The organism is Aurantiacibacter gilvus (genome assembly GCF_038289935.1).
Classification (GTDB): domain Bacteria; phylum Pseudomonadota; class Alphaproteobacteria; order Sphingomonadales; family Sphingomonadaceae; genus Alteraurantiacibacter; species Alteraurantiacibacter gilvus.
Genome location: NZ_JBBYHV010000001.1, coordinates 666,909 through 692,968, shown reverse-complemented (window position 1 = coordinate 692,968; position 26,060 = coordinate 666,909). Strand labels below are relative to the sequence as shown.

General features: G+C 64.1%; 23 protein-coding genes. 16 read left to right on the top strand and 7 right to left on the bottom strand.

The window, feature by feature from the left end:
* Together AAEO60_RS03375 and AAEO60_RS03370 are read left to right on the top strand one after the other, a co-directional pair.
* The gene (locus tag AAEO60_RS03375; RefSeq protein ID WP_341672234.1) at positions 1 to 1,935 is read left to right on the top strand and encodes an outer membrane protein assembly factor BamB family protein; all 1,935 of its coding nucleotides are present in this window, start codon (positions 1 to 3) and stop codon (positions 1,933 to 1,935) included.
* A 5-nt stretch (positions 1,936 to 1,940) separates the two neighbouring features.
* Positions 1,941 to 2,924, top strand: coding sequence for a VOC family protein (locus AAEO60_RS03370; protein WP_341672233.1), 984 nt, complete (start codon positions 1,941 to 1,943; stop codon positions 2,922 to 2,924).
* A 53-nt stretch (positions 2,925 to 2,977) separates the two neighbouring features.
* Here the strand turns inward: AAEO60_RS03370 and AAEO60_RS03365 are convergent, their stop codons facing one another.
* Positions 2,978 to 3,358: a c-type cytochrome gene (locus AAEO60_RS03365; RefSeq protein WP_341672232.1), complete on the bottom strand. Its 381-nt coding sequence runs from the start codon at positions 3,356 to 3,358 to the stop codon at positions 2,978 to 2,980.
* Between the two features lie 215 nt (positions 3,359 to 3,573).
* On the opposite strand from AAEO60_RS03365, the gene AAEO60_RS03360 reads away from it, so the two are divergent.
* From AAEO60_RS03360 to AAEO60_RS03320, 9 genes are all read left to right on the top strand, one after another.
* Entirely contained in the window at positions 3,574 to 4,113 is a 540-nt protein-coding gene (locus tag AAEO60_RS03360) for a hypothetical protein (protein WP_341672231.1), read from the top strand.
* 4 nt (positions 4,114 to 4,117) lie between these two features.
* Positions 4,118 to 4,819: a HupE/UreJ family protein gene (locus AAEO60_RS03355; RefSeq protein WP_341672230.1), complete on the top strand. Its 702-nt coding sequence runs from the start codon at positions 4,118 to 4,120 to the stop codon at positions 4,817 to 4,819.
* Complete coding sequence (locus AAEO60_RS03350; protein WP_341672229.1) at positions 4,816 to 5,469, top strand: hypothetical protein; 654 nt, start codon at positions 4,816 to 4,818, stop codon at positions 5,467 to 5,469. The genes AAEO60_RS03355 and AAEO60_RS03350 overlap by 4 nt, the downstream gene beginning before the upstream one ends.
* A gap of 138 nt (positions 5,470 to 5,607) precedes the next feature.
* Complete coding sequence (locus AAEO60_RS03345; RefSeq protein WP_341672228.1) at positions 5,608 to 7,566, top strand: outer membrane protein assembly factor BamB family protein; 1,959 nt, start codon at positions 5,608 to 5,610, stop codon at positions 7,564 to 7,566.
* Positions 7,566 to 8,600: a hypothetical protein gene (locus AAEO60_RS03340; protein WP_341672227.1), complete on the top strand. Its 1,035-nt coding sequence runs from the start codon at positions 7,566 to 7,568 to the stop codon at positions 8,598 to 8,600. Before AAEO60_RS03345 ends, AAEO60_RS03340 begins: the two co-directional genes overlap by 1 nt.
* Positions 8,597 to 9,724: a hypothetical protein gene (locus tag AAEO60_RS03335; protein WP_341672226.1), complete on the top strand. Its 1,128-nt coding sequence runs from the start codon at positions 8,597 to 8,599 to the stop codon at positions 9,722 to 9,724. The genes AAEO60_RS03340 and AAEO60_RS03335 overlap by 4 nt, the downstream gene beginning before the upstream one ends.
* Positions 9,724 to 10,830, top strand: a complete 1,107-nt coding sequence (locus AAEO60_RS03330; protein ID WP_341672225.1) for a hypothetical protein — start codon at positions 9,724 to 9,726, stop codon at positions 10,828 to 10,830. The genes AAEO60_RS03335 and AAEO60_RS03330 overlap by 1 nt, the downstream gene beginning before the upstream one ends.
* Positions 10,831 to 10,834: 4 nt before the next feature.
* Positions 10,835 to 12,499 (top strand): carboxylesterase/lipase family protein, encoded by a 1,665-nt coding sequence (locus tag AAEO60_RS03325; RefSeq protein ID WP_341672224.1) that lies wholly within the window; start codon positions 10,835 to 10,837, stop codon positions 12,497 to 12,499.
* A gap of 37 nt (positions 12,500 to 12,536) precedes the next feature.
* Entirely contained in the window at positions 12,537 to 14,615 is a 2,079-nt protein-coding gene (locus AAEO60_RS03320; RefSeq protein WP_341672223.1) for an outer membrane protein assembly factor BamB family protein, read from the top strand.
* Positions 14,616 to 14,919: 304 nt separating this feature from the next.
* On the opposite strand, the gene AAEO60_RS03315 is transcribed toward AAEO60_RS03320, so the two are convergent.
* Together AAEO60_RS03315 and AAEO60_RS03310 are read right to left on the bottom strand one after the other, a co-directional pair.
* On the bottom strand, positions 14,920 to 15,435 hold the full coding sequence (locus AAEO60_RS03315) for a DUF6644 family protein (protein WP_341672222.1): 516 nt from the start codon (positions 15,433 to 15,435) through the stop codon (positions 14,920 to 14,922).
* Positions 15,436 to 15,448: 13 nt separating this feature from the next.
* Positions 15,449 to 15,985, bottom strand: coding sequence for a DUF6644 family protein (locus tag AAEO60_RS03310; protein WP_341672221.1), 537 nt, complete (start codon positions 15,983 to 15,985; stop codon positions 15,449 to 15,451).
* A 383-nt stretch (positions 15,986 to 16,368) separates the two neighbouring features.
* Here AAEO60_RS03310 and AAEO60_RS03305 point away from each other — a divergent pair, with 383 nt between their 5' ends.
* The 3 genes from AAEO60_RS03305 (at position 16,369) to AAEO60_RS03295 (ending at position 19,718) form a co-directional block, all read left to right on the top strand.
* Positions 16,369 to 18,318 (top strand): outer membrane protein assembly factor BamB family protein, encoded by a 1,950-nt coding sequence (locus tag AAEO60_RS03305; RefSeq protein WP_341672220.1) that lies wholly within the window; start codon positions 16,369 to 16,371, stop codon positions 18,316 to 18,318.
* Positions 18,319 to 18,339: 21 nt separating this feature from the next.
* Positions 18,340 to 19,206, top strand: coding sequence for a hypothetical protein (locus AAEO60_RS03300; protein WP_341672219.1), 867 nt, complete (start codon positions 18,340 to 18,342; stop codon positions 19,204 to 19,206).
* 86 nt (positions 19,207 to 19,292) lie between these two features.
* On the top strand, positions 19,293 to 19,718 hold the full coding sequence (locus AAEO60_RS03295) for a DUF6152 family protein (RefSeq protein ID WP_269101627.1): 426 nt from the start codon (positions 19,293 to 19,295) through the stop codon (positions 19,716 to 19,718).
* 242 nt (positions 19,719 to 19,960) lie between these two features.
* Here AAEO60_RS03295 and AAEO60_RS03290 read toward each other — a convergent pair whose 3' ends face one another.
* Together AAEO60_RS03290 and AAEO60_RS03285 are read right to left on the bottom strand one after the other, a co-directional pair.
* The gene (locus AAEO60_RS03290) at positions 19,961 to 20,572 is read right to left on the bottom strand and encodes a LuxR C-terminal-related transcriptional regulator (RefSeq protein WP_341673536.1); all 612 of its coding nucleotides are present in this window, start codon (positions 20,570 to 20,572) and stop codon (positions 19,961 to 19,963) included.
* A 51-nt stretch (positions 20,573 to 20,623) separates the two neighbouring features.
* Positions 20,624 to 20,797, bottom strand: a complete 174-nt coding sequence (locus AAEO60_RS03285) for a hypothetical protein (RefSeq protein WP_341672218.1) — start codon at positions 20,795 to 20,797, stop codon at positions 20,624 to 20,626.
* A 41-nt stretch (positions 20,798 to 20,838) separates the two neighbouring features.
* Between AAEO60_RS03285 and AAEO60_RS03280 the strand changes: the two genes are divergently transcribed.
* Both AAEO60_RS03280 and AAEO60_RS03275 read left to right on the top strand, forming a co-directional pair.
* Positions 20,839 to 21,465 carry a hypothetical protein gene (locus AAEO60_RS03280; RefSeq protein WP_341672217.1) on the top strand — a complete coding sequence of 209 codons (627 nt, stop codon included), beginning with the start codon at positions 20,839 to 20,841 and terminating at the stop codon, positions 21,463 to 21,465.
* Between the two features lie 3 nt (positions 21,466 to 21,468).
* Positions 21,469 to 22,413 carry a FecR domain-containing protein gene (locus tag AAEO60_RS03275; protein WP_341672216.1) on the top strand — a complete coding sequence of 315 codons (945 nt, stop codon included), beginning with the start codon at positions 21,469 to 21,471 and terminating at the stop codon, positions 22,411 to 22,413.
* 7 nt (positions 22,414 to 22,420) lie between these two features.
* Here AAEO60_RS03275 and AAEO60_RS03270 read toward each other — a convergent pair whose 3' ends face one another.
* A complete protein-coding gene (locus tag AAEO60_RS03270) occupies positions 22,421 to 24,658 on the bottom strand; it encodes a CHASE2 domain-containing protein (RefSeq protein ID WP_341672215.1) in 2,238 nt (745 codons plus the stop codon).
* A 51-nt stretch (positions 24,659 to 24,709) separates the two neighbouring features.
* Positions 24,710 to 25,966, bottom strand: coding sequence for a gallate dioxygenase (locus tag AAEO60_RS03265; RefSeq protein WP_341672214.1), 1,257 nt, complete (start codon positions 25,964 to 25,966; stop codon positions 24,710 to 24,712).
* Positions 25,967 to 26,060 lie beyond the last annotated feature (94 nt).

Here is a 26,060-nt window from a genome sequence, read left to right as displayed (position 1 = left end):
ATGCGCAAGGTGATAACCACCATTCTTGCAACCACGCTGCTGGCCGGCGGGGCGCTGGCCCAGCAGGAACCGGCAGACGGCGACTGGCCGCACTACGCCCGCAACCACGCAGGGCAACGCTTCGCACCGCTGGCGGACATCACGCCCGAGAATATCAACACCATGGAACGCGCCTGGGAATTCAGGCTGCGTCCCGGCGGCGGCGGCCTGATTCTCGCAGGCACGGTGCCGAGCGTGGTCGATGGCATCATGTACCTGCCGCTGGGCGATGCAGTGGTCGCGCTGGAAGCCCATTCGGGGCGCGAGATCTGGCGGCACCAGGTCGAAGGCACCACCGTCCGCCGCCGCGTCACCTACTGGGGCGGCGATGCGAACAACGGCGCGCGGCTCTACTACAACGGCGGCAACGAGATCGTCGCCATCAGCGCGGAAACCGGCGAGATCGTGGAGAGCTTCGGCGAGAACGGCCGCGTCGGCTTCGACGTGCGCTATTCCTACCCGCCCAGCATCTTCGGCGACGTGCTGGTGATCGGCGCCTCGACGCCCGAACTGCCGAGTGGTCCGCTCGGCAATTCCAAGGCCTACGACGCGCGCACCGGCGAGATGCTGTGGGAATTCAACACCGTGCCCCAGCCGGGCGAGCTCGGCCACGAGACCTGGCTCGACGACGGTTGGCGCGATCGGCCCGGCAACAACATGTGGGTCTGGTACATGACCGGCGATGTCGAAACCGGAATGATCTACATGACGCTCGGCAGCCCCGCCCCCAACTATTACGGCGGCGATCGTCCGGGCAACAACCTGTTCGGCAATTCGATCCTCGCGGTCGATGCCCGCACGGGCGAATACCGCTGGCACTTCCAGACCATCCACCACGACCTGTGGGACTGGGACCTGCCCGCCCCGCCGGTGCTGGTCGATGTCGAAGTCGACGGCGAGACTATCCCCGCCCTCGCCGAAACCGGCAAGCCAGGCCTGATGTACATCCTCGACCGCCGCACGGGCGAGCCGGTGCACGGCGTCAACGAGATGCTCGTCGCCAGCGCCGACGTGCCGGGCGAATGGTATTCCCCCACCCAGCCGATCCCCGTCGCGCCGGAACCGCTTTCGCGCATGTGGTGGACGCCCGATGACGTGGTGACGGAAGAAGACACCAACGCCGAACACGTCGCCGCCTGCCATGCCCTGCTCGACAGCTACGGCGGGAGCTTCTTCAACTCCGGCCCCTTCACGCCGTTCTTCCTGCACGAGGAAGGCGACGAACCGCGCGCCTCCATCAACCTGCCGCACAACGGCGGGTCCAACTGGGGCGGCAGCGCGGTCGATCCGACCACCGGCTATATCTACGTCAACACCAGCGAGAGCGGCTCGATCGGCTGGATCGAGGCGCGCGATCCCGATGGCGACTATGGCCGCGGCACGGCTGCCAGCAATCAGCTCTACGATCGCGGCTCGCTGACCGGTCCGGGGGCCTATTCCAGCTTCTCCGCCAGCTTCACCGGGGAGGATGGCCGGCCGGTTACCCTGCCCTGCATCCGTCCGCCATGGGGTCGGCTCGTGGCAGTCGACGCCAACACCGGCGATATCGCCTGGGCGACGCCGCTGGGCACCACCCCCGAACTGGGCGAGGACAAGGCCGAAACGGGGTCCAACAACACCTTCGGCGGGCCGATGGTGACCGCGGGCGGCCTCGTCTTCATCGGCGCGACTGCCGACAACGTGTTCCGCGCTTTCGATGCCGCGACTGGCGAGATCGTGTGGGAGGAAGAACTGCAGTACGCCGCCATGACCGTACCGATGAGCTATCGCGGAGCGGACGGACGGCAGTACATCGCCGTGGTGGCCGCCGGATCGGGGTTCGGTGCCCCGGTCATGGGCCCCAACGGCCCGCTCAACAATGAATCGCTGATCACCTGGGCACTCCCGGAGGAATGAAGACCATGCGCATCCTGCTTACCACCATCGCCGCCTCGGCCCTCGCCGCCTGCACTGCCTCGGCACAGGAGGCGGGCGTTGTCCGCACACCTGAAGGCGCCATCCTCGAAACCAGTCCGGACCTGCACTACGCTCCCGGCGAACTGACCGAAGCGCAGCTTGAGGCGAGCAATGCCGACATCTTCAGGCAGGATTCGGCAAACGTCTTCCGCCGCTTCCCGCGCGAACTGACGCAGCAGATGGTCGATTTCTATGTCAACGCGCTGGCGCTGCGCTCGCTCAACCCGATCCAGCTGACCAGCACCCAGCAGATGATCCTGACCGGCGTCGGCTCGGGCCAGGTCAAGCTGTCGGCAGGCCAGCAGGGCGACCGCCTCTACAACCTCGAAGGCGGCTATCGCGGCGGCACGGGCATCCGCTTCCTGCTGTTCCGCTATCCCGACGCCGACGTGGTCACCCAACGCTTCACCGAAGCCGGTTTCGACGCGCCCGAATTCGTCCGCCGCGAGGACGGCCTGCAGCAGGCGATGGTGCGGGACCCGGCGGGTCTCGACATCGTGATCCTCGTTGCCAGCGGGGCGCAGGACCATTCCGATGACGGCATCGGCGTTGGTGTCGGCGTGTCGAACCTGGAGGAAAGCCGCGCATTCTACCGCGACTTCGTGGGACTGGAGGAACTCGATCCCGTGGAGGCACCCGTGATGGGCCTGACCCTCTACCCCTACCGACGCGGCGAAACGTTGGTGATGCTGTACGAAGTCGGTGAAGGCCTGCCTGCCGATACCGGCAGTTCGGGCATCCAGTACGTCGTCAGCGATGCGGCAATGGCTGCTGCCCGGGGCGCGCATCGGGACATCACGATCGAAAATCCGCTCAACCGGCTCGCCGGGTTCGATCTCACCACCGTGTGGCTCAACGATCCCGACGGGGTGACCAACTACTTCGCGCAGGTGGGGCCGAACAGCCGCACGGCTCGCGGCGAGAACTGACACGAAAAAGGGGGCCGCGAAGCCCCCTTTTCAATCGGTCTGCCCGGCGAAGCTTACTGCTTTTTCTCGACGATATAGCGCGAGAGCGTGTGCAGCTCTTCCTCGCTCACCATGCCGCCAAAGCTGGGCATGGCGCCCTGGCCGTTGGTGACGATCTGTTCCACATAGTCGACCGACAGGCCGGAATTACCGTCAAGCGCCGGGCCGATGTGGCCCGAACCGCCGGCGTCGGCGAACAGGTGGCAGGCACTGCAACCGTACTGGCCGAACAGGGCGCGGCTGGCAGCGATCTGGTCTTCGGTCAGCGGTGCTTCTTCGGCAGCATCGGTCGTTTCTGCATCGGTCGCCGAAGCGCCCGAAACGCCCATTGCCAACGTCGAAGCGGCGAGCGCCGCCAGTGCGACCTTGCCGATAGTGTTTGCCTTTACAGCCATCTGTCTACAACCTCTTGGAAATTCGTGGGCGGGCCGCCCGAAGAGTTGGCCCTAGTCAATATGTGGTCTAACAGAGTCAAGCTTTACCGCAGATTTATCGCCGGGGCTGACCCTGCAAAAAACTGGACATTGTCAACGAAGCAGGCCACTAGCATGTCAGTTTGACGACAGCAAGACGGCTTATTATCCGCTGCAATGTCGGAAGAGGATCGAGCATGAAGACGCAAATTGGCATTATCGCAGGCACCCTTGCCATGCTGGCACTCGCTAGCTGCAACGAAGAGCCGGAAGTGCCGCCACTCGGCACCGCGCAGCAGATGATGGCGCAGGAAATGCAGCCGACGGCCGAAATCTACTGGGAGTCGGTCGGCGCCGCCAGCGAGCTGATCGACGGCGAGCCCGTCTTCCGCGAATGGGCACCGGAGAATGATGCCGAATGGGAAGCTGTCCGTGCGGCTGCCGAACGTATCGGCGAGCTGGGCGAAATGCTGAAGACGCCCGCCTATGCCGAAGGCCGCGGCGACGACTGGATGGCCTATTCACAGGGGCTGGTCGACGTTTCGGCCCAGGCTCAGGAAGCCGCCATTGCGCAGGATCCCGACGCCGTGTTCGAAGTCGGCGGCACGATCTACAGCGTGTGCAGCGCCTGCCACCGCATGTATCCGCCCGCCGAACTTCCCGAAGGCGCCAGCGTTGACGACATTCAGCAAATGCGTCCGGGTGACGAGCTGACCGCACCAGACGCCAGCGAGTAACGGAATGGCCAACCGGCCCTTGCCAGTCCACACGGTCGGTGCCCTGGCGCTGGCCGGACTGCTGTTGCTGACGCCGCTCGCCGCCTATGCCCACGACGTGGCGGAGGGCGACAAGGCCTTCGTCCAGTCGATCGACGGCCCGTCGATCATCCCCTTCATGTATCTCGGCGCCAAGCACATGGTGACCGGCTACGACCACGTGGCCTTCCTCGTCGGCGTGGTCTTCTTCCTCAGCCGCCTGCGCGACGTGGTGATCTACGCCTCGATGTTCGCGCTCGGCCACTCGATCACGCTGATCGGCGGTGTACTGCTGGAAACCGGTGCCAATGCCTACATCATCGATGCCATCATCGGGGTGTCGGTCATCTACAAGGGCGTCGAGAATATCGGCGGCCTGAAGAGAATTGGCTGGAAGGTCGACACCCGGCTGGCCGTCTTCGTCTTCGGCCTGTTCCACGGCCTCGGCCTCGCCACCAAGGTGATGGACCTGGAGGTTTCGCAGAACGGCCTGCTGACCAACCTCGTGGCTTTCAACGTGGGCGTCGAACTTGGCCAGGTTATCGTCCTGGCCGTGGTCGTCTGGCTGTTCGCCATGTGGCGGCCACACCCAAGCTTCAAGCGCTATGCTTTCGCCGCTAACGTGGCCCTCATCCTGGTCGGCGTGATGCTGACCGCATACCAGATACAAGGATACCTCGCGTCATGAGCAAAACCTCCTACGTCGCCGCTGGCGTTGCCCTGGCAGGCGCCGCGCTCGCCGTATTCGTCATCCTGCCGGCGGAAACCGGCTGGGACCCGACCGGTGTCGGGGAATCGCTGGGCCTGACCGAGATCGCCGATCCGGTGAACGTAGAGTACGAACGGGGCTTGGCACGGATGGAGCAGCAGGAAGTGCTGACGCTGTCCGACGCGCCGCCTGCCACTCTCGACGGTGTGCAGGACAGTTGGGAATACGAGCTCGGCCCGTTCGAATCGATCGAGTTCAAGTACACCGTTGCCGAAGGCGCCCCGGTCAACTTCCGCTGGGAGGGCACCGGAGAGCTCCATTATGACATGCACGCCCACCCCTTCGAAGGCGGTGTCGAAGCAACGGAAAGCTATGCCATCGGCGATGCCCAGGCGATGGGCGGCACCTACACCCCGGCTTTCACCGGCATCCACGGCTGGTTCTGGGAGAATCGCTCGACGGACAGAGTCACTTTGACCCTTACTGCCAGCGGCGCGATGAGCACTTCCACCATCTTCGGGGCAGCCGGTGAAACCGAACGCCCGCTCGAAGGGGCTGCCGAGGTTCTCGAGGGCAGCGTGGCTGGACACTCCATGCAGAGCGACGCCGAGGAAGCCCCTGCCGAGTAAGCAAATTGCATAAGTCCGAAAATTTCGGATTTTATCAATTTCGGTGCTGTTTCACCCTTGTTGACTCGGACTGAGTCCGGCTAGGACCTGTTCGGAAAGACGGCCCACAGGGCCGCGATGGATATTGGGAGCAATCGCTTGAGCATTTCGCATCGCAACCGCACGGTACTGCGCCTCGCCCTTGCCACTACGCTGGGGCTGGCCATGGCTGCCTGCACTACCATTGACGGCGGCAGCGCCGCGACGGCATCGACTTCTTCGATTCCGGGTGCCAGCTTCGACCATGAAACCTGGGATGGCTATCTCGGCGGCGGAGACAGCTCGCAGTATTCCGGCCTGAGTCAGATCAACCGCAGCAATGTGAACCAGCTGGAGATCGCCTGGGAATTCCCCACCGGCGAAGGCGCTCCGCCGCTGTTCAACCCGGTAGTCGCCGGCGGACGCATGTACGTTATCAACGGTGCGGGCCAACTGGTCGCGCTGAACCCGGCCACGGGCGAGCAGATCTGGGAATCGAGCCTCGAAGGCCGCATCGGTGTGCGGGGGATCAACTACTGGACCGATGGTGCCGGTGACGAGCGCCTGATGGTCCTCAACAACGGCCTGCTGCGCGCGGTCAATGCCGCGACCGGTGAAGTGATCAGCAGCTTCGGAACCGACGGCGGCGTCGACCTGCGCGATGCCCTCGCCGACGATGTGACGCCTCCCGGCGGCCCGCTGCAGACCAACAACCCGGGCCGCATCTACAATGACACCATCATCATGAGCCTGCCCGCTGGCGCCTATGACTATGCCAGCGCCCCGGCCGACATCCAGGCCTACGACGTGCGCACCGGCGCGTTGAAATGGGTGTTCCACACCATCCCGCGCGAAGGCGAATACGGCTACGAAACCTGGCCCGCCAACGATCATGAACTGGTCGGCGGTGGCCACAACTGGTCGGAAAGCACGGTCGATACCGAACTGGGAATCGTCTTCATTCCCACCGGCACCGCGCGCTATGACTTCTTTGGCGGCAACCGCGAAGGTGACAACCTGTTCACCGATTCGCTGGTAGCCCTCGACGCCGAAACGGGCGAGCGCATCTGGCACTTCCAGACCGTCCACCACGACCTGTGGGACTTTGACCTTCCCGTTGCGCCCAAGCTGATGACCATCACCCGCGATGGTGAGGAAATCCCGATCGTGATCCAGGCGACCAAGTGGGGTTACCTGTTCGTCTTCGATCGCCGCGACGGCACGCCGATCTGGCCGATCGTCGAAACGCCCGTACCGCAGAGCGACGTCCCGGGCGAGGTGGCCAGCCCGACCCAGCCGATCCCGTCGTGGCCAGAACCCTTCATGCGGACCGAATTCACGGTCGATGACATCAACCCCTACCTGCCCGAAGCGGACCAGGAAGCCCTGCGCGAACGTTTCGAGACCTGGCGCGTCGGCGGCCCCTTCATGCCGCCGAGCATCCAGGGCACCATCGGCTTCCCCGGCCACAACGGCGGGGCGAACTGGGGCAACGTAGCCGTCGACCCGGTCAACCAGCGCCTGTTCGTGGTCAGCCGCGAGCTGCCACTGGGCCTGCGCATCCAGGCTGACCCGCGCCCTGCCGCGCTGGAAGCCATGCCCAACGCAGAAGGCGAGGACCTGCCCTATCGCTGGCCGGTCGACTTCATGCTGCAGTCGAACGGCATGGTGGCGATCAAGCCGCCGTTCTCGAACCTGACCGCATATGACATGAACACCGGCGAGCAGATCTGGGACATTCCCAACGGCGAAATCCTGACGCTGGAAGAACAGGGCATTACCGGTGTCGGTGCACAGACCCCGCGTTCGGGCCCCGTGGCCACGGCTGGCGGACTGCTGTTCGTGAATACCGCGTCCGACCGCGCCTTCCGCGCCCGCGACGCCGACACTGGCGAAATCCTGTGGGAGCATCGCTTCGACGCCGGCACCGAAGGCGTTCCGGCGGTCTACGAAGTCGATGGCCGCCAGTACATTACAGTGCCGGTGGGCGGCGTTGGCCACTTCCTCGGCGGCCTCGGCCTGCCCGAGCCGGGTCCGAGCCGCTACGTGACCTTCGCCCTGCCGGAGGGCGGCGAATAATGCGCAAGGCCTTCCCCTTGCTGCTCGCCTCCGCCGCGCTGATCGGCGCTGGCGGTGCGTGGGCGCAGGAGGAAGACCTGACGCAGTTGCCCGCGCCTTCGGACGACTACCAGCCGGAACTCACCAGCTGGGGTGAACCGGACTTCCGGGGCGGTTGGCCGATCGACCACCTCAACGGCCGCACGCCGCTGCAGCGCCCGACCGAATATGGCAACCGCCAGCTGCTGTCCGAGGACGAGTATAACGAGCGTGCCGAAATGGTCGAAGCGCTGGAGCAGCGGTACCAGAACGAGGACGAGAGCGGCACCATGGGTATCGGCCACTGGGCCGAAGTCGCCCCCGCCAACCGTCGCACCAGCTGGATTACCTCGCCTGCCGACGGCCAGTTGCCTGCCTTTACCGAAGAGGGTCAACGCCGCTCCGACGCCATGCGCTCCACCTGGGTGCAGGGCCAGCCATTCGACACCTGGTTCGACTTCGACAGCTGGGACCGCTGTATCACGCGCGGCCTGCCCGCCTCGATGTTCCCGTTCATGTACAACAACGGCATGCGCATCTTCCAGTCGCCCGGCCTGGTGGCGATCCAGATGGAGATGGTGCACGAAGTTCGCATGATACCGACCGACGGCAGCGATCATATCCCCGCCGTCATCGGCCAATGGCTGGGCGACAGCCGCGGCACCTGGATCGATCACAACACGCTGGAAGTCGAAACGACCAACTTCCGCCCCGGTCCCAGCGCCACCAATATCGGCACCACCGGCAGCCCGCGTGAGAACGATACACCTGTCAGCACCTCTGCCCGCATGGTGGAATGGTTCCACATGACCGGTCCTGACGAGATCATCTACGAATTCACCTGGGAAGACCCGGAAGTCTTCACCCAACCGTGGTCCGCACGTCTCGAATGGCAGCGCGACGAGGACTTCGGCATCTACGAATACGCCTGTCACGAGGGTAATGTGCAGATCCGCAACTTCATCACCGCCAGCCGCGCCGAACGTGCCCAAGCCGCCGCAGGGGAAAGCGAATGATGCGCAAGACCATCGCAATCCTGCTCGCCAGCGTCCTGACCGCGCCAGCCTTCGCGCAAGGCGTGCCGGACGACCTGACCACCATGCCGCCCGTCCCGGACGACTATCAGCCGTCGACCACTTCCTGGGGCGATCCGGACTTCCGCGGCACTTGGCCGCTCAATGACATTGCCGAACTGCCGGTCAACCGGCCGCCGCAATACGGCGACCGCTACTGGAAGACCGAGGAAGAGATCGCCGCCGAACAGGGCCGCGTCGAAGCGCTCGAGGAAGCCTACGAGAACGAGGACGAGGAAGGTACCATCGGTCTCGGCCACTGGATCGAATACGAGGCCGGCAGCCGCCGCACCTCGATGATCGTCGAACCGGCCAATGGCCGCCTGCCCGACTGGACAGCGGAAGGCGTGCGCCGCTCCGCCCTGATGCGTGGCAGCTGGACCGTGGGCCAGACCTACGACTGGGTTACCGACTTCGACAGCTGGGACCGCTGCGTGACCCGCGGTTTCCCTGCTTCGATGTTCCCCTTCCGCTACAACAACGGCATCCGCATTTTCCAGTCGCCCGGCTACGTGGTGATCAACCTGGAAATGCTGGGGACGCGCGTCATCCCCGTAGCGGGACAGGACGAGCCCTGGCCGGATGGCCTGGACGGCTGGTTCGGCAACAGCCGCGGCCGCTGGGTCGATCACAACACGCTGGAAGTGGTGACCGACCACGTGCAGCCGGGTGCTTCGGCCTTCAATGTGGCAACCCGCGGGGTGCCGCCGAACAACACCATGCCGATGAGTGCAGAGGTCGTGGTGACCGAACGGTTCCACCTGGTCGGTCCCGATACCATCACTTACGAAATGCACTATTCGGACCCGGTGATCTGGCAGTCGGATTTCACCACCCGGGTCAACTGGACGCGCGACGAGAGCTACGAGTTCTTCGAGTACGCCTGCCATGAAGGCAATGTGCAAGTCCGCAATTACATTGTCGCCAATCGCGTCCAGCGCGAACAGGAATACGAACGCGGACGGATGGTCGATCCGATCGATCCCGATGCCGGCCCGCCCCCCGCAATGGATCCCGCCAGCCGTGGCGTTGGTCAACAGACTGAGAATACCGAGGAGAGTGAATGATGTCCCGTAACACCCTGAAGACGCTTGCCGTCATCACCGCCAGCGCGCTGGCCCTGACCGCCCTGCCCGCCACTGCGCAGGAGAATAGCTTCGACCCCACCGTGCTGCAGCCGGTGCCGACCGACTTCGATCCGCCGCGCACCAGCTGGGGCGATCCCGACATGCGCGGCATGTTCCCGATCGACAATATCGCCAGCCTGCCGATGCAGCGCCCGGAACGCTACGGCGACCGCTTCTACCTGACCGACGAGGAATATGCCCAGCGGCTGGAGCAGCAGGGCGGTTCGGACGAGCGTTACGAAGCCGAAGACCAGTCCGGTACCATCGGCATGGGTCACTGGGTGGAATCCGACGCTTCGGGCCGCCGCACCTCGCTGCTGGTCTCGCCCGCTGACGGCCAGCTGCCAGCCATGACCGAATGGGCGCAGGAGCGTTACCAGAACGGTCGTTCCAGCTGGACGCCCAATACCTACTTCGACTGGGTCAGCGACTTCGACACCTGGGATCGCTGCATCACCCGCGGCTTCCCCGCTTCGATGTTCCCCTTCCGCTACAACAACGGCATTCGCGTGATGCAGGCGCCGGGCTTCTTCATCATCTCGCTGGAGATGATCCACGACGCCCGCGTCATCCCGATTGTCGCCAACAAGGCTGAAGCCGATGCCATGCGCTGGCCGGACAACGTGCGCACCTGGATGGGCCAGTCGATCGGTTGGTGGGAAGGCAACACAATGGTGATCGAAACCACCAACATCGAGGATGGCGACAGCGTTTCGGAAAGCGGTTTCGACCGCGGCCCCAGCCCGCTGAACATGGCCACCATGGGCGTCCCGCCGTTCAACACCATCCCCACCAGCCGCCAGGCGAACGTGGTGGAACGCGTGACCATGACCGGCCCGGATTCAATCGCTTACGAACTGACCTACAGCGACCCTGAGGTTTTCACCGACAGCTGGACCGCGCGCCTCGACTGGACGCGTAACGACGAATACGAATTCTTCGAATACGCCTGCCACGAAGGCAACGTGCAGGTCCGCAACTACATCACCGCTGCTGCTGCCGGTGTCGAAAACATCGAAGGTGGCGCCGGCGAAGGCGAGAACTAGGCGCATGACGGGAAAGCTGCTGAAATTCGCCCTGGCTGCCGCAACACTGGCCGGGGTGAGCGCCTGCACCTCCGCACCGCCTCCGGCCAATGTGAGCGGGATCATGCCCTCGCCCTACATTGCCGAGGGCCCGGTGCGGACCGAGAATGGTTTCTTGCGCGGTGTCGCATCGGACCAGGCTCCGGGCATCACGGTGTTCAAGGGCATTCCCTTTGCCGCGCCGCCCGTGGGCGACCTGCGCTGGGAAATGCCGCAGCCCGCTGCCGATTGGGACGGCGTGCTTGAAGCCAACACGTGGGGCGATTCCTGCGTACAGAACCCCGCGCCGCAGCGCTTTCCCGTCAATTCTGCCACCGACATGTCCGATAGCCCGGGTATTTCGGAGGACTGCCTTTACCTGAATGTCTGGACCCCGGCGACCACGGCCAATACGCGCCTGCCGGTCATGGTCTGGCTCTATGGTGGTGCCTACAACGAGGGCGGCGGTTCGTCGCCCTTCAGCCATGGCGACTTCCTTGCCCGGCAGGGCGTCGTGGTCGTCACCTTCAACTACCGCGTCGGTTCGCTGGGCTTCTTCGCCCACCCCGAATTGACTGCCGAACACGGTGCCTCGGGCAATCAGGCACTGGGCGATTCCATCGCTGCCCTGCAATGGGTACAGGACAATATCACAGCCTTCGGCGGCGATCCCTCGCGCGTTACGATCTTCGGTGAAAGCGCCGGTTCGGCCATGAACGCCGCACTCGTGGGCGCTCCGCCTGCAGAAGGATTGTTCGCCCGCGCCATCGCGCAGAGCGGCACTTTCCAGGGCCTCAACATCGGCACCATGGTGCCGCGCGAGACCGCGCAGCAGCGCACGCTGACCGCGGCGCAGGAAAACTTCGGCACCACCAGTCTCGCAGAACTACGCGCACTGCCTGCCGAGGAAGTGCACGCCAACCTGCCCGGCCAGGGCATGATCATCGACGGGCACATCATCCCCGAAGACCTGGCCAAGGTATTCGCCGAGGGACGGCAACTGCCGGTCGACGTGCTGGTCGGATCCAACGAAGATGAAGGCAGCTTCACCGGCATCTTCGGCCCGCCCGCCACGCTGGAAAGCTGGAACCAGGGTGCCGGCTTCCGCTGGGGTGACCACGTCGAACTTGGCCAGGCGGCCTACCCGGTCTCCACCGACGCCGAAGCTGCCGTCACGGCAACGCAGCCGTTTGGCGACAACATGACCTGGCTGATGCGCCAGTATGCGGAACAGCAGGCTGCGCTGGGCGTCAACGCCTACCACTACTACTTCCGCCACGATCCGCCCTACGATCCTGACCGCGGCGACCTGGGCGCCGCGCACACGGGCGAGATCCCTTACGTGTTCGACAACCTCTGCGCCCCGCGCACATTCCCCGGCGGCTCGTCGGTGGAATTGATGTGCGGCAACCCCGAGGAAGAGGCCTTTGCCGACCAGGTGTCGCGCTACTGGGTCAACTTCGCCGCGACGGGCAATCCCAATGGCGGCGGCCTGCCCAATTGGCCTTCCGTCGACGAGCTTGGCCCGAACGAGGTCATGGTGCTCGATGGCGACGGTTCGGGCGTGTCCGAGTGGATCGGCCCGCTCAAGGCCGAGCTCTACGCGGCCATCTACCAGGACCGCGTGGCCACTCCCCTCGGGATCGAATAGCTGATATTGCCAACAGGCTTTTGGGGAGAGGAAGCCTATGAAGATCGGTGTCGGGTTGCTCGCTACGGCGGGCCTTTCGGTAGTGGCGCTGGCCAGTGCAAGTTCGGCGCAGCAGTTCGCCTCGCCTGAGGACACGGGACGCACCGCCTATGCTGCCAATTGCGCGGCGTGCCACGGCGCGGACCTGACTGGCGGACAGTTCGCCGGAGCGCTGACCGGTCCGGGCTTCCTGTCACGCTGGGGAGACCTGCCGGCGACAGACCTGCTCGACTACATCTCCACCTCCATGCCTCCGGGCGGCGGCGGCCGTCTCGACCGCGCCACATACGAGGCACTGACTGCGCTGATTATTGCCGAGAACGGCGGGAACACGAGCGTCGAGCTGGCAGCTGCCATCATTCCTGCCCCTTCCGCAGATGACGCCGAGGACGGCGGGGAGATCGGCCTGCCCGGCATTACCAGCCGCTATCCGTTCCCGCACCGCGAACCACCCGCCAATCCGCTCGACAACTTCACGCCTGTCACCCAGGCCGAACTGGTCGCTCCGGCGGACGAGAACTGGGTCGCATGGCGGCGCAGCCAGTCGGGCCAGGGCTTCTCCCCGCTGACGCAGATCACCCCCGAGAACGTGAGCGACCTCAACGTCGCCTGGGCCCAGGCCCTGCCTCCGGGGCCGACCATGGCCGAACCGCTGGTGCGTGACGGGGTGATGTTCGTCCACGCCTATGGCGAAGAGATTTTTGCTTTCGAGGCAGCGACCGGCCGCCAGCTGTGGCGCTATCGTCGGCAGATGCCCGAAGGCACGCTGATGCAGGGCAAGAAGACCATCGCCCTGTGGGACGACATGGTCATCATGGCCACCAGCGACCTGCACATGATGGCGCTCGATGCCCGCACCGGGCGGCCTGTGTGGGACGTCGCCATCCCCGATGCCGAAGGCACCCGCAGCAACGGCGGACCACTGGTGGCAGACGGTGTGGTGATGATCGGCCTCGCCAGCCAGCGCGACGGCGGCTCCATCATCGCAGCCTTCGATGCCGAAACCGGCGAGCACCTGTGGAACTTCAACACCGTTGCCCGCACCGGCACGCTGGGCGGTGACACCTGGAACGGCCTGCCCGACATGGAACGCCATGGCGGCTCGGTCTGGACCAGCGGCAGCTACGATCCCGAGACCGGCCTTGCCCTGTGGGGCGTGGCCCAGACCTATGACACCGGCCCCGTCCGCGACGTGATCCCCGGCGGGAACAACGACGGACTGTTCACGAACTCCACCCTCGCCTTCGATCCGCGCTCCGGCGACCTCGTCTGGTATTTCCAGCACATGGCAAACGACCAGTACGACCTCGACTGGGTGTTCGAACGCGTGATCGCCGATGTCGAAGTGGACGGCGAGGAACGCCACGTCGTCATCACCGGCGGCAAGGACGGCCTGTTCGACACCATCGACGCCGCTACAGGGGAATACCTGCAAACGGTCGACATGGGCTTCCAGACCTACATCACCGCGATTGATCCGGAGACCGGCCGCAAGACTGCCGACCCGGCGCTGCTGCCGGGCCGTGATCGCGGGTCCGTCTTCATGTGTCCGCACGCTGGCGGTGGCCGCAACTGGAGTCCCACGGCCTTCGTGGAAAGCAGCGCCATGCTGTTCGTCAACGCGCGCGATACCTGCATGGAACTGCGTCCGCGCGCCGAGGGCGGCTTCCTGTCGAGCGGGGTAGATATCTACTATTCGGCACGCCCGGATTCGGACGGCAACTTCGGCATCCTGCAAGGCATCGACATTGCCAATGGCGAAGTCACCTGGGACCAGCGCCGCCGCGCGCCCTACAACGCGGGCATCCTCGCCACGGCGAGCGGCCTGCTGTTTACCGGCGCGATGGACCGCGAGTTCCTTGCCTATGACCAGGAGACGGGTGAGCAGCTCTGGCGCACCAGCCTTTCCGGCGTGCCCAATGCCAGCCCGATCACCTATTCGGTCGACGGGCGGCAATATGTCGCCGTGGTCACCGGCATGGGCAATCCGCTGGCCTTCGGCCTGCCGAACTTCACGCCGGAACTGCCCGTCCCCGAGGTGAACAGCTCCGCGGTCTACGTGTTTGCGCTCGACTAGTTTTTCGACCCGACGTCCGTCGGATCGTCCTCGGTGCTATTCGCTCCGCCCTGCGGGCTGCGCGGCACCTGCGGTCGCGCAGTCGCGCTCTGTCGGTCGCTGGTCGCAACCGAGACAAGCACTAAACCTCGAGTAACCGAGCAGAGCGAAGGCAAGGGCGACTGCCCGCCCGCAGCGGGCGCACAGCGAAGCGGAGCGCGCCTAGCGAGGACGAACCTGCGGAGGCAGGCTCATTAGACAAGCAGTCCAAACAAAAAGGGCCGCTCGATCGAGCGGCCCTCTTCGGTTTCGAGGCTCGTGAACCTCAGTAGTAGATGCCCAGCGTAAAGCCGATTGCGCGGCCGCAGAACACCACCACGATCCAGAAGCTGAGCGACAGCACGGCTGCCACCTTCGCCGCAGTCGGCGTGTCGGTGAGGTCCCACTGGTCCACGTTCTTCCAGGTGACGAAGTGGAAGTAGAGCATGTTGAGGCCCGCAGCCACGATCAGGCCCATCTTCACCAGGAAGTACGGGTTGACCATGTAGGTGCTGGCCTTGCTGGTGAACAGCAGCGTGCCGGTGATCGCGGCAACGATGAAGCCGATCCAGGTCCACTTCAGGGTGTCGGTGCTGATCTGGCTGATCGCGCGGCCGACAGAGGCCACGCCCAGCATGCGCAGGTCCATCACGAAGATGGTGCCGAGCACGGTTACGAGGGCGATGACGTGGATGGTCTCCAGCGTCGGGAAGGCCCACAGGCTTTCCGCAATCGAGGTGCCGAGCGAGGAGTACTCGATCGATTCCCAGATATTGGTCGGTTCAGGATAATAAGAAGCCATTGGTCAGTTCCCCTCAGACCGGCACGTATGCGATCCAGCGACCGCAAACCATGATAAGAGACCACAGCACGAGAATGGCGATTGCCGCCGTCTTCGTGCCGCCACCGGCAACCCAGGTCGCCCCGACACCGGCTGCAGCGGCGCGAATGCGCTTCTGGAAGCCGAGCGTGATCAGGATCGTCACGACCAGGAAGATCATCTTGAACCAGAACACCGCGTTGATCATGTTGCGGAGCGGTTCGGCCGTCAGCATCAGCAGGCCGCTGATGACGATCACCAGCAGGCCCCACCAGATCCATGGCACATAGCGTGCACTGGTTTCCTCGATGGTGGAACCGGCCCCGGAAACGCCCAAGGTACGCAGGGTCAGCATCAAGGTAGCACCAAAAGCCGCAGCGATGGCCAGGATGTGTATCACCTGCGCGGCGGGCACCATCCAGAAGTTCTCGACCATGAAGAGGCTCAGCGGCGTCTCCGTGATCCAGAAGGCGAAGTCGAGCAACGCCGTTGTACGCAGCCACTCAGTGACGGCGAATAGAAAGTCAAACATGGGTTTTTCTTCCCCTCCTCATGTTGTCAGTCACATGCTGACAAGTCCGGCAAATTGATCCTGTCCGAAAACAAATTGCCTTGATCCAGCGCAAAACCCGCTAGCGGTCATTTGCCGTCACGCCAAGCCCAAGTGATGTTTCGCTATCCGAAAACGTCCCGTCCGGCACCGCTAAAACCATGCATTTACGGCCATTTGCCCGCAGCAACCCGCCGTGATTCCAAGACCTTACCCCTTCCTGACAACAGGCTCCACCCGTCACTCGGAAGGCAGGGGACTTGGAGGCATTGTCAAAGGCGGTGCGGACGTTTAGGACAGAATCAACGAAAGCGAATCCGGTGCCCCGGACATCGCCTATAGCAAGTGATTCGGGAGAGTACGAGATGCGCGCACGCACGGTCTACGGCATGGCCTTGGCGCTTGCCTGTTCCACTGCTTGCACGACCGTAGCCACAGCACCGCTTGCCGCCCAGGAAGTCGGCGCGCAGGCCATTCCCGATGGTGACTGGCAGACCATTCACCGCGATCTCGCCGCTACCCGCTATTCGCCGCTGGCAGAAATCAACCGCGCCAACGTTGGCGAATTGCAGCAGGCCTGGGCCTACCCTTATCGCGCCTTCAACAATGCCGTGCCGCTGGTGATCGACGGCACCATGTACTTCCCTGCAGCCAATCGCATTGTCGCGCTCGACGCTGCCACGGGTGAGGAAGTGTGGGTCCATGAACACGAATTTCCCGCCAGCGACACGCCCGGCCCGCCGCCGAGCTTCGCCGGTCGCGGGCTCGGCTACTGGCCCGGCGATGCCAGCCACGGCCCACGCCTGCTGGTGACAGCCGGTTCTACGCTGATGGCCTTCGACATGGCTAGCGGCGAACCCGTCACGAGCTTCGGCGACAATGGCGCAGTTGCCATCAACCCCGGTTACGGCGGTACGCCCACCATCACCGGCCATGTCGCGATTATCGGCGCTGCCAGCCTCGAGAACCCGCAGGGGCCGCCGGGCAACCCGCGTGCCTTCAATGTCATCACCGGTGAACAGGTGTGGGAATTCGACACCACCCCGGACGAAGGCGAGCCTTTCCATGAAACGTGGGGCGGCGGCAGCGAAGGCCGCGGCGGCACCAACATGTGGGGTTTTGCCGCGACGGTAGATGCCGCCAATGGCGTGGTCTACCTGCCCATCGCCGGGCCGGCGCACAACTATTACGGCGGCGATCGCCCGGGCACCAACCTGTTCGGCAACTCGGTGGTGGCAGTCGATGCCGAGACCGGCGAATACCGCTGGCACTTCCAGACGGTGCACCATGACCTCTGGGACATCGACATGAGCCATGCGGGGCCGCTGATCCCGGTGACCGCGCCCGATGGCGAGCAGCACATGGCGCTGGCCAATGTCGGCAAGTCGTCGATGTTCTTCGTGCTCGATGCAGAGGACGGCGAGCCGGTCCTGCCGGTCGAGGAACGCCGCGTTCCCCCGGGCGACGTGCCCGGCGAATATTACCACCCGACCCAGCCCTTCCCGGTCCTCACCCCGCCGCTCAGCCGCGTGGAGATGACCTATCAGGACATCGTCGGTCCCGAAGACACCACGCCCGAGCATTCGGCGGCTTGCTATGCCATGTGGGATCGTGCGGGCGGGTTCCTCAACCTCGGCCCCTACACGCCCTTCATGTACCGCGCCGCAGGCGCTCCGCCGCGTTCGACCATCCAGTTGCCCGGCGGCATCGGCGGCGTGAACTGGGGTGGCGCGGCGGCGGACCCGACCAACGGCATGGTCTACGTCAACGCGCTCGACACCTCGCTGGTCGGCTGGGTGGAGCGGGTCGAAGGCGACCAACCCTACAGCTTCGATGCCACCGCCAGTGGATCGCAGACCGAATACGACCGCGCCAGCGTGGACGGCAAAGGCCCGTTCTTCAGCTTCCAGGCGCCGCTGTCGGGTGAATATGATGACAACGGCCGTCCGGTCGGTGTGCAACTGCCCTGCTACAAGGGACCGTGGGCACGCCTAACGGCGGTCAATGCGAATACCGGTGAAATCGCCTGGGCGGTTCCGCTGGGTCAATATGACGAGCTTCCCGAGGGGCGTCGCGTGCAGGGTAATGCCGGCAGCGCGGGGCCGACCGTAACCGCGGGTGGGCTCGTTTTCGTCGGCGCGACCAATGATCGTCGCTTCCGCGCCTTTGACGCGGACAGTGGTGAGCAGCTATGGGAAGCGCAACTGCAAGGTAACGCCAACGCCAACCCGTTTTCGTATCGGGGAAGCGACGGCAGGCAATATGTCGCGATCAACGCCTCCGGGCAGATCGTGGCCTATGCTTTGGAACAGTAAGCAAGGATCCAAGGAGAGGTTATGCGGGGAATTATTCGTTTGGCTACCGTCGCCGCAACGGCAGTAGCAGTGGCCAGCCTGGGCAGCAGCCCGGCGCTCGCTGATCATCACGAAGAAGCGGCGGCCATGGACCGCATCGGCGATGCACCCAATTTCAATGGTGTGTGGCAGGTGATGAACTCCGCCAACTGGAACGTCGAACCGCACAGCGCGGGCCCGAACCCGCTGCCAGAAGGCGATCGCCTGCTGGGTGCGATCGGTGCCGTTCCGGCCGGCCTGGGCGTGGTTGAAGGCGGAGAGATCCCCTACAACGAAGAGGCCCAGGAACGCCTGCAGTACAACCAGGAAAACGTGATCCGTTACGATCCCGAAGCCGCCTGCTACCTGCCCGGCATTCCGCGCGCGACCTACATGCCGCACCCGTTCCAGATCGTGCAGGGTGACGGCGACGACATCCTGATGGTCTACGAATATGCTTCGGCCAACCGCGTGATCCACATGGGTGAAGTCGGCATCCCGCCGATCGATACCTGGATGGGCACCAGCTACGGCCAGTGGGACGGCGACACTCTGGTTGTCACCACCCTGGCGCAGGGCCCCGGCCTCGTGAAACTGCCCGAAGGCGTGATGGTTGACGGTGTCACCTGGCTTGACCGGGCGGGCAACTATCTCACCAACCACGCCACCGTGGTGGAGCGGTTCACGCTCGACGAAAGCGGCGACCACATGGACTATTCGGTGACCATCGAGGATCCCTCGATCTACACCGCACCCTGGACCATGAACATGACGCTGTACCGCCTCGTCGAGGAAGACGCACAGCTGCTCGAGTTCAAGTGCGTGCCGTTTTCCGAGAACCTGCTCTACGGTGACTTAATCGCAGAGTAATGTTGGAATTGCTATTCGGACAAAGTCAACGTAAGTTCACGTCCGTCTGACAAAGCATAAAAGTGATTCAATTGAGGAGTTCAACCATGCAGATGAAGAAGCTCAGCGCTGCCGCAATCGGCGCCGTGCTCGCTGTGACGGGCGTAGGTGCTTACGCGCACCACTCGTTCGCCACGGAGTTCGACCGCAACCGTCCGGTGCGCCTGGAAGGCAAGGTCGTGATGTTCGAGTGGGTCAACCCCCACTCCTGGATTCACATCGATGTGGAGCGCAACGGTCGTACCGAGCGCTGGCGTATCGAAGGCGGTGCCCCCTCGGCCCTGCTGCGTCGTGGCTGGAACAGAAATTCGCTGCCCGCGGGCACCGACATCATCGTTGACGCCTTCCAGGCTCGCGATGGCGACACCCGCGCTTCGGCTGCCGAAATCCGCTTCCCGAACGGTCGCGAGCTTTCGCTCGGCAACCCGACTACGGAAGCCGTGGCTGCTGCCCGCCGTCGCGCTGGCAACTAAGCCCACACCGCATCAGCGGAACAACGAGACGGCGGTCCCTTGGGGCCGCCGTTTCTTTTTGTGCTCGCCATATGCTGGCAGCAATCGGGATGGGAGCATCGTAGTCGGGGAGGAATGTTGGGATGAGTCGAGGCGGAGGGGAAGGAAGGAAGAGCGCCCCGAACCCGACTACGATGCAGGAACCGCAATAAAGTACCCGCAGACAAAAGAAATACGGGCTTTGGACTAGCCTGCGGGAGGCGTCAGATGCCCGCTTCCACCGCCAGCCGCACCATTTCGGCCGAGCTGCGCGCGCCCAGCTTTTCCATAGCTATGCCGCGGTGCATCTTCACCGTCTTTTCCGACAGGCCAAGCTCATAAGCGATCTGCTTGTTGCGCAGGCCGCTCGCCACCATTTGCAGCACTTCCAGCTGGCGGCGCGACAGTTCCTTGATCTTCTCTGCCGCACGCGCACGTCGGGTCAGGCTTGGCCCCTGCGCATCGTCCTCCAGCTCCACCTGGGAACCGAAGAAATAGCGAAGTTCTCCGTCGTCATCATAGACCGGGGCAACCACTACGGCATTGCGGAAAGGCGAGCCGTCCTTCTTGTAGTTGAGGATTTCCACCAACACCGGCTTCTGCTCGCGCACGCCCTCCCTGATCACGTCGGTCAGCCAGGGTTCGGTGGCAGGTCCGGCCAGGAACCGACAATTGCGCCCGACTATTTCGGACTCGTCGTAACCCGTCAGCTCCATGAATGCCTCGTTGCAGGCAATGATAGGGTTATCGGGCAAGCGCGGGTCGCTCACCACCGAAGCCACTGGACTGCCCGCGACCAGATCGATCACCGCAGGGTCCGAACTTTGCAGATCCATCCCTTCCACCACTGCTTTCTAGCGTGACCATCGCCGCTTGGCAAAACAATGCTAGCCGAGCATTCGGGCATAACCTTGCGGGCCATCGGCCTGCACATCGGCAAGGTCCGGCGCATTGCCCGAGCGCGAGACCATCAAGACCATGTGTTCAATGCCGGTTCTACGCAGGCATTGCCCGATCACAGGAAGGTTGCCGGTGTGGAAGGCGCTAATCCTTGCCTGCATCGGCGAAAATGTGACATAACTCAGTGCCTAAGGGGAGTAGCATGCGGATTTTCCATATCGCAGCCTGCCTGCCGGTCATCATGATGCTGTCCACCCCGGCTGCCGCCCAGTCGCTGGCCGAGCTTGACCGGCTGTCAGACCTGACGGCCAATGCAGACACCGGCGTCGCCGCCGCGCAGGAACAGGCGGAGCGCGGAGCCTACCTGGAGGCCCTGTCCACGCTGGAACGCGTGATGGCTGCATACCCGGAATCCGTCTCTGCCCGGCTGCTGCACGCGGTCTACCTGTGCCGCATCGATGATCGCCAGGGCGGCCTGGTGGAAATCAGCCAGATGGACGAAGACCTGTTTGGCGAAGCAAACATCACCGATGCGCGCGATCGGTGCAGCCGTCCCTACGTCGAACCGCAGGCGCCTGCTCCGGCTCCTGCGCCGGCTGCAAGTCCTGACCCGGAGCCGATCGAGACTCTTTCTCTCCCGCCTTCGACTGCGGCCGAAGGTGAAGTATCGGGCAAGGAGCCGCCAACCCCTACGGCACCCGCTGCATCCGCATCGGGCACGAATGCCATTTCGGGCAGCAATGCGATCAGCGACTCCACGCCTTCGCGGAGCAGCAGCAGTTCGTCGACCCAGCAGCCCGAAGACACTGACGGCGGGGAGAAGGACTAGGCCATGCGTACTCCCAACCGCCTTGTCGCCGCGCTCACCGCCGCCACGATGCTGGCTTCCAACCTTGCCGCCGTACCTGCACTGGCACAGCAGCGCACCGAAGTCGGCGCGGCTTCTGTCGTCATCGGCGACGTCGAATTCCGCGAACAGCAGGAAGCCCGCGCGCGCCAGCTCGAACGCCGCGATCGCATTGCCTGGGGCAACTACATTGCCAGCGCCAGCAATTCGCAGGCTCAGATCCTGCTGCTTGACCGTTCCACCTTTTCCATCGGCGAGCGCACCCGCCTGCGCATCGATGAAGTCGTTTATGATCCTGCAGAAGGGCGTTCAGCCGTCGTAAGCGTCCTGCGCGGAGCCTTGCGTTTCTTCTCCGGCAGCAACGAAGGCAACAACACCGCCGACGTCAACGCACCCGCCGCCCGCATCGGCATCCGCGGTACGGCAATCGATATCCTCGCAGGCGAGGTGGCCCAGCAAGTCGGTGAGGACGAACCCTTCATCGAAAATATGCGCAACGTGGACAGCGACGAGGACGAAGCCACGCTGGTCGTCCTGCGCGGTCCGGGAGCCCAGACTGCTGGCGGGCTGACCGTGGGCCTTGCCGAGGTTACTTCGGCAGGCGTCACTGTCGTGCTCGACGAGCCGGGCCTTGCCGCATACGTCCCGCGCGCGGGGGTGCCGCCTATCGGCCCCTTCCGCATTTCCGACCCCGGGCTGGTCCAGATCCAGAACGAGATCCAGCCGCGCGTCGCCCGCGCAGGCGGCGGCGGAGGCGGCGGTATCCTGGGAGCGCTGATCCCGATTGCCGTGGGTGCCGTGGCGCTGGGCGTACTGCTGAGCGACGACGATGACGACAATGACAATTCGACGGCCACCACCGACGACGGCAACGACAATTGCTATTATGAGGAGGGGCAGCGGGTCTGTCCCGGTAGCGATATTCGCTAGCCCCTGCCTACTTCTGCATCGCCTGGAAGACACCGTCCCAGTCGGCGGGTGGCGGATTGACGCGCAGTTCTGCAATCCTGCCTGCCATGAGGTCATGCAGGCCGCCGATCCCGAACACTCGGTAGTGCTCGCGCGCTGAGGCAAGGGACCTGGCAGCAATGGCCCAATCCTGCCGGCGATAGGCTTCCAGCATCTCGGCATGCGCCTTGGCGAGTTCGACAAAGGCGGGCTGCGCGGCCATCTGCTCGTCGCCCAGCAGGGCGACCACCGTGGCGGGCGCATCGCGGCCAACAACGCGCACGCGGTCGAGCTCGAGCATGGCGAAGCCGGGCAGCCGCTCGGCCATCGAACCGCCGATCATGATCGGCACGCCGTACTGCTTGGTCAGCCCCTCCAGCCGCGAGGCCACGTTCACGGTGTCGCCGATCAGGGTATAGGCCAGTCGCTTCTTGGACCCCATGTTGCCCACGCAGCACATGCCCGCATTGATCCCGATGCCGATCTTGACCTCCCCCGGCCACACCACGCCGTCCTTCTCGGGCATGGTGCGATTGAGTTCGTCGGTAACGGCAATCATTTCGAGCGCCGCCCGCGCAGCGTTGGCGGCATGGTCTGGGTCATCGAGCGGCGCGTTCCAGAAGGCGAGGATCGCATCGCCGATGTACTTGTCCAGTGTGGCCTTGTGGGCCATCAGGATGTCGCTCATCGGCGTTAGGAACTCGATCAGGAAATCAATGACTTCCTTCGGGCTGTACTGCTCCGAAATCCGGCTGAAGCCGCGCACGTCGCACATCAGCACGCTCATGTCGCGCTCTTCCCCGCCGAGTTCGAGCTTATCCGGACTGGCAGCGATCTGGCGCACCATTTCGGGTGACAGGTAGCGGTCGAAGGCCGAGCGGATGTACTGCCGCTGCTGCTCCTCGCGGAAGAAGACGAAGGCGGTCTGGACGAGGTAGACGACGAGGATCGCCAGCAGGGTGCTGATCGGGTCAAGGAGGTAACTCGCCTGCTTGAAAGCCAGCCAGCTGACCGCAATTGCCAGCGCCATCGCCGCCAGGGACAGCATCGCGCCAAATACGGACCCAATCCGCGGCAACAGCAAAGCAAGTCCCAGGCCGAGCCCTAGTGTGAGCGTAATCTCCAGCGCCAACGCCCAATCGGGCCGTTCGAGAAAGTCGCCCTCGAGGATCTGCTCGGCCACGGCTGCGTGGATAGATACGCCTTCGATGCGGTCGTCGAAGGGGGTGGAGATCAGGTCCTGCAGGCCTTGCGCGCTGCCGCCGACGAAGACAATCTTGCCCTCCACTTCTTCACGCAATTCGGCATCGCTTTTCGCACCGGTAATGATCTCCGCAGCCGAAATGTTGTCATGCGAGCCCTCGGCGTGGAAGTGGACCCACATCTCGCCCGCGCCGTTGACGGGAATTTCGGTGTCCGCCAGCCGGATGGCAACCGCCGCGCCCGGCCCATCCAGTTGACCGGTCCCGTCGCTTGCCACCAGGATCGGAGAACCGGCATCGCGGGCAACGCGCACGGCCTCCAGCGCCAGCAGGGGCACCAGTTCGTCCTGGTGGATCGCCACGAGGGAAGCACGGCGGGTGATCTGGTCAATGTCGCTGCCGATTGTGACGGTTCCCACGCCAGACGCAGCATCTTCGATCTCCGGGATCGGCAGCAAGGCACCGGGAAAACTAAGCACCTCGCGCGAAGGCAAAGAACCACTGATCGCGAACGGCGCCTTGGGCTCGAAGTCCCGACCAATTGGATGCGGATCGAGGAAAGCTCCCACCACCACGGGTACGCCGTCGAAGCTCTTGGCAAAAATGTCGTCGTGGCTGGGTAGGTCGGCAAGGCTGGCATCCAGCCCCTCTCCGCGGCCCAGTTGCTGGTACCGCGCAATGATTGCTTCTGGCGAGGTCCGGTCCGGCTCCGAGAAGACGATGTCGTAGGCCACCACGGTCGCCCCGGCCTCGCCCAGTCGCCGGGTCAGCGTCGCAAGGTCAGTGCGTGGCCAGGGCCATTGGCCCAGCGTGGCAATCGAAGCCTCGTCGATGTCGACTACGGCCACCAGTTCCTGCCCGCTGTCTTCGCGCGGGGACATCACCTGGTAGGTGTCGAAGACCTGCAAGCGCAGGCGTTGCAGCGCCTGTGTGTCGAGGAACTGTAGGAACAGCACCAGCAGCAGTACCAGCACGCCCGCCAGCGTGGGTCCAAGTCGCTGCAATGCCGCAAACAGTTTCGCCATGCCCATCCCTCAACGGCACCCTAAGGCCTACGGGAGTGAAGGCAATTGCGATCAGCTGGCGACGTCGTAATTGATCGCCGCGTTGCGGGTCTTCTGGAAGTCGGGGACGCTCATGCCCTTCATCGCGGCGTAAACGTCGATGTTGCCGAGGCCGACGACCGGCGCCAGCTTCTCCAGGTTGAAGAAGATCACGCCGTAGCGGATCATGCCGATCCAGTTGAGGTCGCGGATCAGCGTCTTCTCTTCCTCGGTCAGCGCGTGTTCGTCGGCCAGCGCCTCGAAGTCGGTCTTGAACCGCGCGCGGAAGGCGGGGTCGGTGATCGAATGGAGGAAATTGTTGATCCGCCACGCCTTGGCACTGCGCGTGATGGTGAAGGGATAGGTACCCTCCAGCTCCAGCGCGGGCGCCACGTCGGCATAGATGCGGCTGGCATATTCCTCCTTGGTCTCGGGTGACGGGTCTTCCTCTGCGTCCTCGAACACCATCGAGGCGATCGACGTCATCGACGGCAGGAAGAAACTGCGGTGCAGTTCGTTGACCTTGGGTGCCAGCGCGCCGCGCATCAGCATCCACATGACGATCTCGGCCCCTTCCATGCCGCCCAGTTTCACCAGCTCGCCAACGGGGATATCGATCAGGCTTTCGGGATCGGTGGAGAGCCGGTCCATGAATTCGTGGTCCCACTCGACATTGTTGAAGCCGCAGCGCTCGCCGTGGACCTGGTGCGACAGGCCGCCGGTACCGGCAATGGCGACCTTGATGTCTGCCGGGTAGTTCTGGATCGCACGGCGCAAGGACCGGCCAAAGTTCCAGAATCGCCTGGCCTTGGGGATCGGCAGTTCCAGCACGCCGCACTGCAGCGGCACGATCTTGCACGGCCAGCCGTCCTCGTCCGAATGCGGCAGCAAGACCGAGAGCGGCGAGAAGGCGCCGTGGTCCAGCCCCATGCCCTGCCAGTAGGACAGGTCGAAATCGTCGGCGACCATGCCGAAAGCGAGGTGTTCGGCCAGCTGCGGATCGCCCTTGATCGGCGGCAACTTGCGCGGCCCGCCGCCCTCGTCCGCCGGGGCATATTCCTCGCCGATGCCGATGGCGAAATGCGAGTAGTGCCGCATCCAGAACGAGGTCATGTGATCGTTGTAGACGTAGATGATCACGTCCGGCTTGGTTTCGGCCAGCCACTGCTTGACCGGTTCGAACCCGTCGAAGATCGGCTTCCACACCGGGTCGTCGAACTTCTTTGCGTCATGCGCAAAGGCGATGGTGGGGGAATGCGATACGGCGAAGCCGCCAACGATCTGGGCCATGTCCTGTCCTCTCAAACGGGCCTGTCCGCCCGGCTGGATGCAGAGTGGCTGTTGCGGCTGGCGCTGTCCTTGCGCCAGATCAAGCCCGGATCAG

Excerpts from the sequence above, each read along its gene's own strand:
- AAEO60_RS03375 (WP_341672234.1), top strand. The coding sequence starts at position 1 with ATGCGCAAGGTGATAACCACCATTCTTGCAACCACGCTGCTGGCCGGC.
- AAEO60_RS03370 (WP_341672233.1), top strand. The coding sequence starts at position 1,941 with ATGCGCATCCTGCTTACCACCATCGCCGCCTCGGCCCTCGCCGCCTGC.
- AAEO60_RS03365 (WP_341672232.1), bottom strand. The coding sequence starts at position 3,358 with ATGGCTGTAAAGGCAAACACTATCGGCAAGGTCGCACTGGCGGCGCTC.
- AAEO60_RS03360 (WP_341672231.1), top strand. The coding sequence starts at position 3,574 with ATGAAGACGCAAATTGGCATTATCGCAGGCACCCTTGCCATGCTGGCA.
- AAEO60_RS03355 (WP_341672230.1), top strand. The coding sequence starts at position 4,118 with ATGGCCAACCGGCCCTTGCCAGTCCACACGGTCGGTGCCCTGGCGCTG.
- AAEO60_RS03350 (WP_341672229.1), top strand. The coding sequence starts at position 4,816 with ATGAGCAAAACCTCCTACGTCGCCGCTGGCGTTGCCCTGGCAGGCGCC.
- AAEO60_RS03340 (WP_341672227.1), top strand. The coding sequence starts at position 7,566 with ATGCGCAAGGCCTTCCCCTTGCTGCTCGCCTCCGCCGCGCTGATCGGC.
- AAEO60_RS03335 (WP_341672226.1), top strand. The coding sequence starts at position 8,597 with ATGATGCGCAAGACCATCGCAATCCTGCTCGCCAGCGTCCTGACCGCG.
- AAEO60_RS03330 (WP_341672225.1), top strand. The coding sequence starts at position 9,724 with ATGTCCCGTAACACCCTGAAGACGCTTGCCGTCATCACCGCCAGCGCG.
- AAEO60_RS03325 (WP_341672224.1), top strand. The coding sequence starts at position 10,835 with ATGACGGGAAAGCTGCTGAAATTCGCCCTGGCTGCCGCAACACTGGCC.
- AAEO60_RS03320 (WP_341672223.1), top strand. The coding sequence starts at position 12,537 with ATGAAGATCGGTGTCGGGTTGCTCGCTACGGCGGGCCTTTCGGTAGTG.
- AAEO60_RS03315 (WP_341672222.1), bottom strand. The coding sequence starts at position 15,435 with ATGGCTTCTTATTATCCTGAACCGACCAATATCTGGGAATCGATCGAG.
- AAEO60_RS03310 (WP_341672221.1), bottom strand. The coding sequence starts at position 15,985 with ATGTTTGACTTTCTATTCGCCGTCACTGAGTGGCTGCGTACAACGGCG.
- AAEO60_RS03305 (WP_341672220.1), top strand. The coding sequence starts at position 16,369 with ATGCGCGCACGCACGGTCTACGGCATGGCCTTGGCGCTTGCCTGTTCC.
- AAEO60_RS03300 (WP_341672219.1), top strand. The coding sequence starts at position 18,340 with ATGCGGGGAATTATTCGTTTGGCTACCGTCGCCGCAACGGCAGTAGCA.
- AAEO60_RS03295 (WP_269101627.1), top strand. The coding sequence starts at position 19,293 with ATGCAGATGAAGAAGCTCAGCGCTGCCGCAATCGGCGCCGTGCTCGCT.
- AAEO60_RS03290 (WP_341673536.1), bottom strand. The coding sequence starts at position 20,572 with ATGGATCTGCAAAGTTCGGACCCTGCGGTGATCGATCTGGTCGCGGGC.
- AAEO60_RS03285 (WP_341672218.1), bottom strand. The coding sequence starts at position 20,797 with ATGCAGGCAAGGATTAGCGCCTTCCACACCGGCAACCTTCCTGTGATC.
- AAEO60_RS03280 (WP_341672217.1), top strand. The coding sequence starts at position 20,839 with ATGCGGATTTTCCATATCGCAGCCTGCCTGCCGGTCATCATGATGCTG.
- AAEO60_RS03275 (WP_341672216.1), top strand. The coding sequence starts at position 21,469 with ATGCGTACTCCCAACCGCCTTGTCGCCGCGCTCACCGCCGCCACGATG.
- AAEO60_RS03270 (WP_341672215.1), bottom strand. The coding sequence starts at position 24,658 with ATGGCGAAACTGTTTGCGGCATTGCAGCGACTTGGACCCACGCTGGCG.
- AAEO60_RS03265 (WP_341672214.1), bottom strand. The coding sequence starts at position 25,966 with ATGGCCCAGATCGTTGGCGGCTTCGCCGTATCGCATTCCCCCACCATC.